Origin of the sequence: Streptococcus sp. HMSC068F04, assembly GCF_001837455.1 — a bacterium.
GTDB classification, from domain to species: Bacteria; Bacillota; Bacilli; order Lactobacillales; family Streptococcaceae; genus Streptococcus; species Streptococcus salivarius_D.
Map to the genome: position 1 here is coordinate 1 of NZ_KV832475.1, position 12,103 is coordinate 12,103.

A 12,103-nucleotide genomic window follows, 5' to 3' on the forward strand; every position below is an offset into this window, starting at 1 on the left:
TCGTCACCCACTACAGTTGACAAAGAGCCGGAACTTTCCGTGATTACAAATCATTTTCAGAAGCAAAATAAGACGCGGCTCCTAGTAGGTTACTATCGTTATGGAAATGACAGGCTTGAATAGTTATGGGCTCAAAACCTAATTCAGTCTTATCCTTAAATAACTCCTCATAGGCATCACTTATTCCTTCTATTAAGGTACCTTGCCTACTGATACCACCACCGATAACAACTTTCTCCAGCCTAAAGAAGCTCTGTAAATTTAGCACAAGAACAGCAATTTCATGACAATAGTCTTTAAATAAAAGATTTAGCTCTTCCGATTGATTTCCCTCTATAGCTGAGAATACGGCTGGACCATCGTCTTGATCTAACCCAAGTAATTGACTGGCTTCATGAACAAAGCCTACTGCAGACCCCTTATTATCGACAAGACTTACTAAGCAATGCATAAACAATTCCCACTGGAAAGGTAGAGAGGTTTGACTCATTCTTTGGGGACTTGGAGCTCGCAGATATTGGGTGACTGACAGAGGTGATAGCAAGTCCTTCTGTGAGACAAGTCCTAAACCAACACCCGTACCTAAAACCAAAGCAGCCCCACAATCTAAGTCTTGTAGACTTCCATATCTGGCTTCAGCCAAAGCTGACGCGTCAGCATCATTGATAACCTTTACAGCCAGTTGAAATGTTTTAGTCAATCGTGACCCAAGAGGAATAGCCGTTAAATAAGGGATAAGACCGCCCTTGAAAATGAAGCCACGTTTACTATTTATTTCGCCAGGGCACGCAATGGCAATCCCAGAAATGATATCCTTGTGAGACGAGACAATATGCTCTAAGGTCAACCAAAAGTCGTCTAACGTTGTTGGCGTTGACACTTTAGATTGATTGCTAATCTTAAAATCATCATCAACTAACCCAAACTTGATAAAGGTTCCTCCAATATCAATAGCTAAAATCACGCCACTTCACCTACTTTTTATTATTGACTTTATGGGTTCGAAGCTTCTTCTATGAATTGGAGTAACACCAAATTTATCTAGGCCAGACAGATGATCCTTGGTACCATAGCCTGCATTTTTGGCAAATGCGTAACCAGGAAACTCCTGATCATAATCAGCCATCATCTTATCACGGGTTACCTTTGCTACGATAGAAGCTGCCGCAATTGATAAAGAATTAGCATCCCCTTTTATAATTGATGTTTGTTCTATTGGTAGGTCCAAAGTCATGGCATCAATTAACAAATGTTCTGGTTTGGGACTAAGTTTTTCAATAGCATCAGCCATAGCAAGCTTGGTTGCTTCATAAATATTGACATCGTCAATCACATGATTGTCCTTTATACCAATCCCGACGGCTACCGCTTCCTTCATGACCTGCTTATAAATAGCTTCATGTTTTGATTTTGGTATTTTTTTACTGTCATTGAGACCTTTTATTTTACAAAGCTTTGGTAAGATCACTGCTGCAGCTACCACTGGCCCAGCCAAAGGACCACGTCCAACTTCATCAACACCTGCAATGAGTTCAATTCCCTGAGCATAGAGCGATTTTTCGTAACTGAGCATCATCTCTAAGCGTTCTTCCTCAGCAATCTCAGCTTGTATAGCTTTACGGCGTTGCTTAATGGCAGTCTGTACACCAGCTCGACTATCTTCCTCAAAACTTGCCCATCGGTGATCGTCAAGGCCTGTCAAAGTGGCCAATTGCTCTTTGACTTCTTTAATTGTCGCCATCAGTATCGACCCCAACAATATCAAGTGTGTAACGTCCTAGTTTTCCATCACGAACTTCTTTGACAAATAGATTATAGAAACGGTCATAATCTTCACGGAAGCCAAGTTTTCGAGTCATTTCCATAATGATTTCTGGTGCCTCTTCTTCAAGGTCAATCCCTTTAAAGCGTTCCTCTAAACGTTCAGGATAGTAAGTTTTAAAATAGTTAAGGCCAAAAATTGTAACTTCATCCATTGGCAAGAGCTGGTCCTTGATGGCACCGGTCAAAGCAAGTTTCAAACCGACCAATTCATCTTCAAACTTAGGCCACAAAATCCCCGGAGTATCAAGGATTTCCAAGTCCTTATTAGACTTCAACCACTGTTGACCTTTTGTCACACCAGGTTTATTTCCTACAACGGCAATTTTTTTACCAGCCAAACGATTCATCAAGGTAGATTTCCCCGCATTTGGAATCCCAATAATCATGGTTCGCAAGGTCTCTTTCTGAATACCACGTTCACGTAGTCGTTGAATCTTGTCAGCCATAAGACTCTTAGCAGCGTCTGTCACCAATTTAACTGTAGATTGTTCCTTGGAATTGATGGCCAAGGTTTTAATCCCTTGACTCTCAAAATAGCTACGCCACTCTTTTGTACGATTACTATCAGCAAGGTCAGCCTTATTGAGAATTAAAAGCTTTGGTTTATCGCCAACAATTTTAGTTAGCATGGGATTTTGACTTGACAGTGGCAAACGTGCATCCACTAAAATTGTTACAAAATCAACATGCTTAAGATTTTCCTGAACTTGTCGACGAGCTTTGGACATGTGACCAGGAAACCATTGAATAGTAGCCATGTATATCTCTCCTCTTTATTTTCTTAGTAAAATATGATTTAAACTCTTTAAAAAAAGCCAAAGACTTGGCTTTACTTTACTTATATTATATCAGATTTAGTTTAAGATGCCCAATCGATAAAAGTTGACTAAGCCTCAACAGGCATAAAGTTACCGACAATTTTACCTATGATTCGCGGATCTTCGTCATAAGGGGCAAACTTATCACCATAACGTTTATTAAGAGAAACTAAACGTAGACCATCTTCCTCGCGATAAACTTTCTTAATATAGGTTTGACCATCCCAGTCTACAGCATAAACAGCCCCATCATAATCAAAACCTGTTTGTTTGATTAACACTACTTCACCATTTAGGTAGGTAGGTTCCATAGAGTCTCCAAACACCCATGATGCAAAATCATGATCCAATTCTTCATCATAGAAAACTTCATCATAGTTGCCGTCACCAAAGTAAGTGTAACCTGTTCCGGCTGATAAACGCTCGAAAACTTTGTAAGAGTAAAGGGGAATAACAGGTGCTTTCTGCTTTTCTGCTTCTTGCTCTTCTAGGAGAGCCTTAGTGAGTCGCAAAGCTTCCCGACGATTTTCCTCATTTAATTCCAAGTAGACTTCTACAATCTCATGTTCAGACAGAAAATAGGTTTCAGCTACACCAAAAAGTTCGGCCAAAACCGATAGGTTCTTTTGATTAGGTTTCGTCTTACCATTTTCCCAATTAAAATAAGAGGAGCGTGAAATTCCTAGATGCTTAGCTACTGATGCTTGGCTCATTCCTTGCGCTTCTCGAATTTCCTTAAGTCTTTGTCCTGAAAACATGGCTACCTCCGTAAGTTAATAAACTAACATAAGTTTATCAAAAAAAGCAGTTGTTTTCAAGTGAAACCAACTACTTTTACATTTCTCTTTTATCTCATTCTTTAACTAAAAATCCTAGATGGTTAAGTGCCTCTTCAATATAATCTATATCTTGTTCACTATCTGCTTCGACAAGATGGTAATGAACACCGTTTGTCAAATCAGATAAGGGGCGAAAGTCATTTGACGAGGCTTGGTCTAAAAAATGACTAACATCTCGACGACAAGTCAATTTCAACAAAGTCTGAATTTCTCCATAAACTGGATGATCTATCATGATATTTTGAATACGGCCTCCATTATCAACAATAGCCAAAAGCTCATCCTCCATATCGGACACTTTATGATTCACCTTAAATAGTCGATGTACATAAGAATTGTCATCGCTACTTTTATAGATATATCCCCTATTAGTTGAAATAATCTGGGCACCATCTGCACGCAAGAGGGCAATATCTTGAACAATGATTTGACGTGTCACACCAAAATGCTCCGCCAAACTCTGTCCATTCATTGCCTCTTTAGCTCCCTTTAAGAGTGCCAATAATTCTTGTTTTCGATTTGAAGCCATAGACCACCCATCCCTCTTTCAACTAGCGTATTTTTCGAATACTTTTGAAAATCGTTAATGCTATAACATAGTCTATCATACTATGGACAATAGTACCAAAACCAACTAAAACAAAGAGAACATAGAACAGTTTTTGGAAATCCTCACCAGTTACAGAATAAAAAATCACGCAAGCAAGAACTTCACCTATGGCATGGATAAGTCCTAAAACAAAGTTAAAAAGTAATGATGATTTATGGTTTTCTATCGTTTGTGGAAATTTTTTCAAATAGAGTGCGCCTAAAAAGCCAAATATAATATGAGAAAAGGCTCTAAAAACAACAACAATCGGATAGCCAGCCATAAAGTATCCCAAACTAGAAGCTAAGATAACAAAAGCAGTTACCCAGGGAGATATAAACATAGCTAGAAATATTGGAACATGACTCCCCAAAGTATACGAAGCCGGTGGGATGATCAGTTTAATTGGCATGATACTTGGGATAAGGATAGCAATTGCAGTTAATAAAGCTGCAAAGGTCATTTCTTGAATTCTCTTTTTAGGTTTCATGATTTACTCCTTTTTACTGTATATACATTAGTATATTACAGTGTATAGTTATATAAGTCAATGTTTTTCAGAAAAAAACACTAGAGCAAAATGCCCTAGCGTTCTATGTTTCTTATTTACGTTTTTTCTTAGCTTTTTTCATCTTATTAGCTTGACGCTTCATCGCATGTTTCATGGCAAATGAACCAACCTTACCTTTAAGGCCACCACCAAGCATTTGGCTAAGATCCATATTTCCAAGATCTGGCATACCAGCGCCACCCATCATGCCTTCGAGAGCAGACATATCCATATTACCCATATCAGGCATATTTGGCATGTTTTTTGGCAGATTATTTGGGTTAAGACCCATTTGACGCATCATTTGCTCCATATCGCCAGACATAACACCTTGCATCATTTGTTTGGCTTGGTTGAAGTCTTTAATAAACTTGTTAACTTCGATGAAGGTATTCCCTGAACCATTGGCAATACGGCGACGACGACTTGGTGTCAAAAGATCTGGATTTTCACGTTCTTCAGGTGTCATAGATGATACGATGGCACGTTTGCGCGCAATTTGTTTCTCATCTACTTTAACATTAGCCAAGGCTGGATTGTTAGCCATACCTGGCAACATCTTGAGCAAATCCTCCATTGGACCCATATTTTGCACTTGGTCTAGTTGGTCGATGAAGTCATTGAAGTCGAAGGTGTTTTCACGCATCTTTTCAGCCAACTCAAGAGATTTTTTCTCATCGTACTCTTGAGAAGCTTTTTCGATAAGGGTAAGAAGGTCACCCATACCCAAAATACGACTTGACATACGGTCTGGGTGGAAAGTCTCGATATCTGTAATTTTCTCACCAGTACCCGTAAATTTAATTGGCTTGCCGGTAATCTCACGAATAGAAAGAGCCGCACCTCCACGGGTGTCCCCATCAATTTTAGTAAGAACAACACCAGTGATATCTAGCTGTTCGTTGAACTCCTTGGCAACGTTAGCAGCTTCCTGACCAATCATGCTATCCACAACCAAGAGAATTTCGTTTGGATGAGCAAAATCCTTAATATCATGCAATTCTTGCATGAGAGTCTCGTCAATCTGCAAACGACCAGCCGTATCAATCAAGACATAGTCATTCTTATTGGCACGCGCTTGTTCCAAACCATTTTTGACAATCTCAACTGCTGGTGTCTCTGTTCCCATATCAAAAACAGGAACATTGATTTGTTGCCCCAAAGTCTTCAATTGATCAATGGCTGCTGGACGATAGATGTCCGCCGCAATCATCATTGGACGGGCTTCTTGTTCCTTAATCAACTTATTAGCCAATTTACCAGCAAAGGTTGTCTTACCAGCCCCTTGGAGACCAACCATCATAATGATTGTTGGAATCTTTGGAGATTTCTCAATTTCAGATGTTTCAGACCCAAGAATCTCTGTCAATTCTTCATTAACAATCTTGATAATTTGTTGTGAAGCATCAAGAGTATCAATGATTTCGTGACCTACAGCACGTTCACGAACACGTTTAATAAATGTCTTAACGACTGGTAGCGCTACGTCTGCTTCAAGAAGTGCCAAACGAATCTCTTTAGTGACTTCTTGAACTTCTTTCTCTGAAAGTTTTCCTTTACGTCTTAAATTTTTGAAAACGCCTTGCAAGCGTTCCGTTAAGCTTTCAAAAGCCATATATCATTTCCTCTCTTACTTTCTGCTTTGATCTAATCTCTATTATCAATGCTGCTGAGCACAGTAATTTGTTCCTGAAGATAGCTATCGTCTGGGTATTTTTCCATGATATCATCAAAAATTTGGCTACGGACGATGTAATCTGAATACATATGTAATTTCATCTCGTAAGCCTCTAAAATCTTCTCAGTACGCTTGATGTTATCATATACTGCCTGACGACTCACACCAAATTCCTCGGCAATTTCTGCCAAACTGTAATCATCCGCATAATATAGCTCAATATAGTTCATCTGCTTATCTGTCAAAAGTGCAGCATAGAACTCAAAAAGGGCATTCATGCGATTGGTTTTTTCAATTTCCATAAGCTCCATTTTACCATAAAATCATGGTGTTAGCACGATTCTTGTGCAGAAAAAAGTAGTGACTTCTAATTGTTCTCCAAATAAAATTCAAAACGGTCACCAACGTAGTAACTTCGTACATATTCGAAAGCCTGACCGTCTTGAAGGAAGGAAATTTGTGTCAGACTCAAGAGAGCATCACCAGTCTTAACCTTGAGGTGCTTGGCTAAACTACTATTGGCCAAACTAGCTGATATGGTCTGCTGACTTTTCCCTATTTCATAGCCATTATCGGTCAGTGTCTTGAAGAAATGTTCCGTAATTTCTGACTCCTTAAAACCTCGGATAATTTTCTCAGGGATACTGGCAATCTCATAGGCAACTGGAAGATCGTCCGCAAAACGAACACGTTCCATACGAATCACATAGGACTGTGGTAAGACACCTAAATTTTTGATTTCAAATTCATTGGGATGTACACGCTTATATGAAATAAGCTCACTAGATGGTTTCTTGCCTTGGGATTTTACAATCTCTGTGAAACTCGTGGTTCCACGCATCTTTTCCTTAACTCGACTGCTAGCCACAAAAGTACCACTGCCTGGCTTACGCTCTAAAATCCCCTCATCTACTAAAAGTGTTATGGCCTGACGCACAGTCATACGACTCACATCAAAAGTGTCGCAAAGATCTCGCTCGCTAGGGAGACGTTGCCCGATTTTCCAAGTGCCGTCATCAACATCTGCCTTAATCTTATCATGTATGCGAATATATGCTGGTAGCATCTAATACCCCCTTCTTTACCCCTATTTTACAAAAAAACTAATAGAATTGTAAAGGTGACGATAAGACTTACAGTTTATCGTATAAATCTAGGTGCTAAGTCCTTAAAATTGTGATACAATGATTGCATAAGAGTCCATTTGTGACGTAAAAAGAAAGGGTAATAATGACTGACATTTCTACTTTGAATGATGTGCAGAAAATCATTGTTCTAGACTATGGTAGCCAATACAATCAGCTGATTGCACGTCGTATTCGTGAATTTGGCGTTTTCTCTGAATTGAAAAGCCATAAAATTACCGCTGATGAAGTCCGTGCCATCGATCCTATCGGTATCGTACTTTCGGGTGGTCCTAACTCTGTTTATGCCGAAGATGCCTTTGGTATTGACGAAGAAATTTTTGAACTTGGTATTCCAATTCTTGGTATCTGTTACGGAATGCAACTGTTGACCCACAAACTTGGTGGTAAAGTTGTTCCTGCTGGTGAAGCTGGTAACCGTGAGTATGGCCAATCAACACTTCGCCTTCGTGCCCAATCAGAACTCTTTGCAGGAACTCCTGAAGAACAAGTCGTTCTTATGAGCCACGGTGATGCTGTTACAGAAATTCCAGAAGGTTTCCATCTTGTTGGTGACTCAGTAGATTGCCCATTCGCCGCAATGGAAAATACTGAGAAAAACTTCTACGGTATCCAATTCCACCCAGAAGTTCGTCACTCTGTATATGGTAACGATATCTTGAAAAACTTCGCTTTCGGTATCTGTGGTGCCAAAGGTGACTGGTCAATGGCTAACTTCGTAGATATGCAAATTGCACAAATCCGTGAAACAGTTGGTGACCGTAAAGTCCTTCTTGGCCTCTCAGGTGGGGTTGACTCATCTGTTGTTGGTGTCCTTTTGCAAAAAGCTATCGGAGATCAATTGACATGTATCTTCGTTGACCACGGTCTTCTCCGTAAAGGTGAAGGTGACCAAGTTATGGAGATGCTTGGAGGTAAATTTGGCCTTAACATTATCCGTGTTGATGCTTCTAAACGCTTCCTAGATCTCTTGGCTGGTGTTGACGATCCTGAGAAAAAACGTAAAATCATCGGTAACGAGTTTGTTTACGTCTTTGATGACGAAGCAAGCAAACTTAAAGGTGTAGACTTCCTAGCTCAAGGAACACTCTACACTGATATTATTGAATCAGGTACTGAGACAGCCCAAACAATCAAATCTCACCACAATGTTGGTGGTCTTCCAGAAGATATGCAGTTTGAATTGATTGAACCACTTAATACCCTCTTTAAAGATGAAGTACGTGCCCTTGGTACTGAGATGGGAATGCCTGACGAAGTTGTTTGGCGTCAACCTTTCCCAGGACCAGGACTTGCCATCCGTGTTATGGGTGAAATCACTGAAGAGAAACTTGAAACTGTTCGTGAGTCTGATGCTATCCTTCGCGAAGAAATTGCCAAAGCTGGTCTTGATCGTGATGTATGGCAATACTTCACTGTTAACACAGGCGTTCGCTCTGTCGGTGTTATGGGTGATGGCCGTACTTATGACTACACTATCGCTATCCGTGCTATCACTTCAATTGACGGTATGACAGCTGACTTTGCAAAGCTTCCATGGGAAGTTCTTCAAAAGATTTCTGTACGTATCGTTAACGAAGTTGACCACGTTAACCGTATCGTCTACGATATTACAAGTAAACCACCTGCAACTGTAGAGTGGGAATAAAATATAAACCTAATTTAAAGTGACTTGATTGATTTAACAGCATTTTGAATTGTTTTAAAACGCTAAAATATAATTAATTATATTTGGTTCCCCACCAAATACCCCACCAGAATTTCTTTCTGGTGGGGATTTTTTATATCTTATTTACAAAAATAAACCAATAAGCAATGATACGGGGTCAGAAAAATTTTTGCTTTTAAGATGAGAGTAGCTCATAGTTTTTCCTCGAGTTCTGTTTATGTGATTACTTACAGTTTACACCAATGAAAAGCTATGAGTTTTTTGTTGCACTATATTTTACAATTTATCAAATACTTATGCTTACAGATTCATCATTTAATGGTTGTTTGACCAATCTTAAATCTTCTAGCAAAATAATCACAGGCTTCTCTTCGTTTAGATAGAGTTGAACTACTCTTAGTTTTTTTCGACAGATTTTGGACTTCTTTTGGGCGGCAATTCACTTCTAGTGAATTATAGTATTTTCACTGTCCACTATAAGGGGAGTATATCACCTTCACCGTCTCAGAGGATAGGAATTAAGAGAAGATCTCAATAGAAAAAGGACTCTGTATTGAAAAAGAATCCTTAATTTCTTATAATCCCATCAAATAATTTCTTCAAATTCCCAAAACTCACCACTGGAAAGACGAGTCCGGAGTAGAATAAGAGCACGGTGTTTAAAAAATCTACCAAGACTGAAATCCGTTGGAAGCGGATGGTCAGTCGAATCATGACAAGATAATAGCCGAGGAAAATCAGGAAACCAATCAGTACCACGAGCAGTCCTTGGAAACTGATGACCTTCAAAGAAAAGTGAGTTGGTAAACCCTGATGAATCAAAAGCAGAGCAATCCAGAAGATCAAAGACAACCAAACAAAGTAAACCACTGCTCGTTGCAGGTAAATTCTATACACTGATTGCAAAGCATACTGGGTGCCAAAAGATTGCCCAGACCGAATCTCGTACTCCAACTCTTCATTTCCCAAGGAAACCACATGGGTCAAGATGAAATAATAATAGAAATAGGACAACTGAAAGTCAGAATTTCCCCTCAAAAGGCTATAAAAACCAAGAATGAAAATGACGTGGTAGAGGGTGTCAAACAGGGTATCCGCCCAGCGTCTCTTGCGAAAGAGATAAAATCGCTTCACTTCATTATACATGGAACAAACTTCCCTTCTTTTTGGCATAGGTCAAACAAGTTTGAAAGCACAAGTAACCCAAGAGCCAGTAAATCAAACCGTATCCCAGTAATAATAAAAGAACGAACCAACTTGGTTGGCGGATAAAACTCACCAAGAGATGAAAAGGCAAGAAACGAGTTAAAGTAGCAATCAAATGGCTCGATTGTTCCTGAAAACCAGCCAAAAAGAGAATCCCGTAAGCAAGGAGGCTAGTAATACTGGAAATTTTTGTAAAGACAAAGGAAAAACTGGCAAAGAGAAAGCCTAGACCATAAAGGGACGCAATAACCACAAAGGACAGAAGAAAAGTAACAAATGTAACGACCCAGTCAGTAGGAAAGGCAATCTGCTGAACCAAGGCAACCAAGCAAAACAAAGGAATGGCCTTGACCAAGTCCAACAAAATCTGTACGATAATTTTGATAAAAAGCATGCCAAAGATGCTCCGCCGACTCTGAATCACGTTGATAATGGTGCGGTCTGCAATCTCATCCTCGATAAAATAGGTTGGATGGGTGATACTGTGGCTAGAAAAATACCAAGTAAAAAGCAAGATAAACAGCTCAAAAGTATCTTGCTGGCTGTCAAAATAGGTCAGAAAACCCGTAACTAGAAAGAAAATTCCCAGGTTGGCAAAGAGAAGATTGACTTTGAACTGTTTGTATTCGCTGAGTTGACGACTAAACTCTCGCCCAATCGCTGATAGCATCATTTGAGCACCTCATACAGCAAATCTTCCAAAGAGGCAGGTTCTCGGGTGAACTGCAAGACTTCTGTTTCTTCCAGCAATAGCCGATAAAGGTCTGGATTTCTGGTCTCTACCGAAATCCCACCGTCAAGCACCTTGTAGTCCAGCTCAGGGAATCTTTGTTTCAGTACACTTTCTGCACTCTTATCTAACAGCAAGTGATAGACTTCATGCTGGTGGACATTACCAAAAATCTCCTCAAAGGTTCCTTCACGATAAAGCCGCCCCTCCTGAATTACCACCACCCGAGTGCTGACCTTCTCGATAAAACTAGCATCATGACTGGTGATAAAAATACTGGCTTGATGGTGACGAGCATAATCCTGCAAAAGAGTCAGCAGCTGTTTTTTTGCCAGCAAATCTAGCCCATTGGTCGGCTCATCTAAACAGAGTACTTTCGGTTTTTGCACCAAGGCTAAGATTAAGGTCAATTTTTGACGGTTGCCCTGGGACAGTTCTGAAACCAGCGTGTCCTTATAAGGGGTAAACGCCAGCTGGTCGCACAAGACATCCACCTCTGCCTTGATATGAGACAAGGCAATCCCATTCAAGCTTAGAAAATATTGGAGATTCTCCATAGCTGTCAAATAACTGTACAACCCCTGCCCGCTCTCCAAGACAAACTTGACCAGCGAGTGGATTTTCTTGGAGCGATTAGAAACGCCATAGACACGAACCTCGCCCTTATCCTGCAAAAAAATCCCTGCCAAGAGCTTGATAAAAGTCGATTTACCGGCACCATTGCCACCAACGATGGAGAAGATTTCACCTGAATCCGCTTGAAAATCAGGAATGTCTAACACCAACTTCTTGTGAAAACTCTTTTGAACTTGTGAAAATGTTATGTTAGTCATTTAAGATAACCCCTTGATTTGGAAGATTCCCTTTGATTTTTTCAATATCTAGATTTTCAGTATTATATCGTTGCTTTAAAAGCATTTTGACAGATTTTCTTATTTCTTATACTTTCAAAAAGTTGAAACTATATTTCAGATACTTCATATAGTTCGCCTCTAGACTTATTATATAGTATTGTCTTTTTATTTCCCTTGAATTGTCAAATTAAGTGCATACTT

13 protein-coding genes are annotated in these 12,103 nt (G+C 39.7%); 1 reads left to right on the forward strand and 12 read right to left on the reverse strand.

Annotated elements, in window-relative coordinates; genetic code table 11:
- Positions 1-43 precede the first annotated feature (43 nt).
- The 9 genes from HMPREF2571_RS03960 to HMPREF2571_RS04000 all read right to left on the reverse strand — a co-directional run bounded on the left by HMPREF2571_RS03960 (position 44) and on the right by HMPREF2571_RS04000 (position 7,364).
- The gene (locus tag HMPREF2571_RS03960; RefSeq protein ID WP_070847221.1) at positions 44-964 is read right to left on the reverse strand and encodes an ROK family protein; all 921 of its coding nucleotides are present in this window, start codon (positions 962-964) and stop codon (positions 44-46) included.
- A 6-nt stretch (positions 965-970) separates the two neighbouring features.
- The gene (locus HMPREF2571_RS03965) at positions 971-1,741 is read right to left on the reverse strand and encodes a ribonuclease HII (RefSeq protein WP_070847223.1); all 771 of its coding nucleotides are present in this window, start codon (positions 1,739-1,741) and stop codon (positions 971-973) included.
- Complete coding sequence (gene ylqF, locus HMPREF2571_RS03970; protein ID WP_014634567.1) at positions 1,728-2,582, reverse strand: ribosome biogenesis GTPase YlqF; 855 nt, start codon at positions 2,580-2,582, stop codon at positions 1,728-1,730. The genes HMPREF2571_RS03965 and ylqF overlap by 14 nt, the downstream gene beginning before the upstream one ends.
- 128 nt (positions 2,583-2,710) lie before the next feature.
- Positions 2,711-3,400 (reverse strand): XRE family transcriptional regulator, encoded by a 690-nt coding sequence (locus HMPREF2571_RS03975; RefSeq protein WP_045772410.1) that lies wholly within the window; start codon positions 3,398-3,400, stop codon positions 2,711-2,713.
- A 94-nt stretch (positions 3,401-3,494) separates the two neighbouring features.
- Positions 3,495-4,010: a transcription repressor NadR gene (locus HMPREF2571_RS03980; protein ID WP_004182431.1), complete on the reverse strand. Its 516-nt coding sequence runs from the start codon at positions 4,008-4,010 to the stop codon at positions 3,495-3,497.
- A 22-nt stretch (positions 4,011-4,032) separates the two neighbouring features.
- Positions 4,033-4,560, reverse strand: coding sequence for an ECF transporter S component (locus tag HMPREF2571_RS03985; protein ID WP_002883896.1), 528 nt, complete (start codon positions 4,558-4,560; stop codon positions 4,033-4,035).
- Between the two features lie 112 nt (positions 4,561-4,672).
- A complete protein-coding gene (gene ffh / locus HMPREF2571_RS03990) occupies positions 4,673-6,235 on the reverse strand; it encodes a signal recognition particle protein (protein WP_002883924.1) in 1,563 nt (520 codons plus the stop codon).
- A gap of 32 nt (positions 6,236-6,267) precedes the next feature.
- Positions 6,268-6,600 (reverse strand): putative DNA-binding protein, encoded by a 333-nt coding sequence (locus HMPREF2571_RS03995; RefSeq protein WP_041817212.1) that lies wholly within the window; start codon positions 6,598-6,600, stop codon positions 6,268-6,270.
- A 65-nt stretch (positions 6,601-6,665) separates the two neighbouring features.
- Positions 6,666-7,364, reverse strand: a complete 699-nt coding sequence (locus HMPREF2571_RS04000) for a GntR family transcriptional regulator (RefSeq protein ID WP_002883912.1) — start codon at positions 7,362-7,364, stop codon at positions 6,666-6,668.
- Between the two features lie 164 nt (positions 7,365-7,528).
- Between HMPREF2571_RS04000 and guaA the strand changes: the two genes are divergently transcribed.
- A complete protein-coding gene (gene guaA, locus HMPREF2571_RS04005; RefSeq protein ID WP_002883901.1) occupies positions 7,529-9,091 on the forward strand; it encodes a glutamine-hydrolyzing GMP synthase in 1,563 nt (520 codons plus the stop codon).
- A 588-nt stretch (positions 9,092-9,679) separates the two neighbouring features.
- Here guaA and HMPREF2571_RS04010 read toward each other — a convergent pair.
- Genes HMPREF2571_RS04010 through HMPREF2571_RS04020 form a run of 3 tightly spaced genes read right to left on the reverse strand, consistent with a single transcriptional unit; the run spans position 9,680 to position 11,881 of the window.
- Positions 9,680-10,258, reverse strand: coding sequence for a hypothetical protein (locus HMPREF2571_RS04010; protein ID WP_013990506.1), 579 nt, complete (start codon positions 10,256-10,258; stop codon positions 9,680-9,682).
- Positions 10,251-10,991 (reverse strand): hypothetical protein, encoded by a 741-nt coding sequence (locus tag HMPREF2571_RS04015; protein ID WP_013990505.1) that lies wholly within the window; start codon positions 10,989-10,991, stop codon positions 10,251-10,253. Before HMPREF2571_RS04015 ends, HMPREF2571_RS04010 begins: the two co-directional genes overlap by 8 nt.
- The gene (locus HMPREF2571_RS04020) at positions 10,988-11,881 is read right to left on the reverse strand and encodes an ABC transporter ATP-binding protein (protein WP_013990504.1); all 894 of its coding nucleotides are present in this window, start codon (positions 11,879-11,881) and stop codon (positions 10,988-10,990) included. The genes HMPREF2571_RS04015 and HMPREF2571_RS04020 overlap by 4 nt, the downstream gene beginning before the upstream one ends.
- Between the last annotated feature and the right edge of the window lie 222 nt (positions 11,882-12,103).

What these genes read in the sequence shown, in the direction of transcription:
- HMPREF2571_RS03965 (WP_070847223.1), bottom strand. Translation starts at nt 1,741, where the DNA reads ATGGCGACAATTAAAGAAGTCAAAGAGCAATTGGCCACTTTGACAGGC.
- ylqF (WP_014634567.1), bottom strand. Translation starts at nt 2,582, where the DNA reads ATGGCTACTATTCAATGGTTTCCTGGTCACATGTCCAAAGCTCGTCGA.
- HMPREF2571_RS03975 (WP_045772410.1), bottom strand. Translation starts at nt 3,400, where the DNA reads ATGTTTTCAGGACAAAGACTTAAGGAAATTCGAGAAGCGCAAGGAATG.
- HMPREF2571_RS03980 (WP_004182431.1), bottom strand. Translation starts at nt 4,010, where the DNA reads ATGGCTTCAAATCGAAAACAAGAATTATTGGCACTCTTAAAGGGAGCT.
- HMPREF2571_RS03985 (WP_002883896.1), bottom strand. Translation starts at nt 4,560, where the DNA reads ATGAAACCTAAAAAGAGAATTCAAGAAATGACCTTTGCAGCTTTATTA.
- ffh (WP_002883924.1), bottom strand. Translation starts at nt 6,235, where the DNA reads ATGGCTTTTGAAAGCTTAACGGAACGCTTGCAAGGCGTTTTCAAAAAT.
- HMPREF2571_RS03995 (WP_041817212.1), bottom strand. Translation starts at nt 6,600, where the DNA reads ATGGAAATTGAAAAAACCAATCGCATGAATGCCCTTTTTGAGTTCTAT.
- HMPREF2571_RS04000 (WP_002883912.1), bottom strand. Translation starts at nt 7,364, where the DNA reads ATGCTACCAGCATATATTCGCATACATGATAAGATTAAGGCAGATGTT.
- guaA (WP_002883901.1), top strand. Translation starts at nt 7,529, where the DNA reads ATGACTGACATTTCTACTTTGAATGATGTGCAGAAAATCATTGTTCTA.
- HMPREF2571_RS04010 (WP_013990506.1), bottom strand. Translation starts at nt 10,258, where the DNA reads ATGTATAATGAAGTGAAGCGATTTTATCTCTTTCGCAAGAGACGCTGG.
- HMPREF2571_RS04015 (WP_013990505.1), bottom strand. Translation starts at nt 10,991, where the DNA reads ATGATGCTATCAGCGATTGGGCGAGAGTTTAGTCGTCAACTCAGCGAA.
- HMPREF2571_RS04020 (WP_013990504.1), bottom strand. Translation starts at nt 11,881, where the DNA reads ATGACTAACATAACATTTTCACAAGTTCAAAAGAGTTTTCACAAGAAG.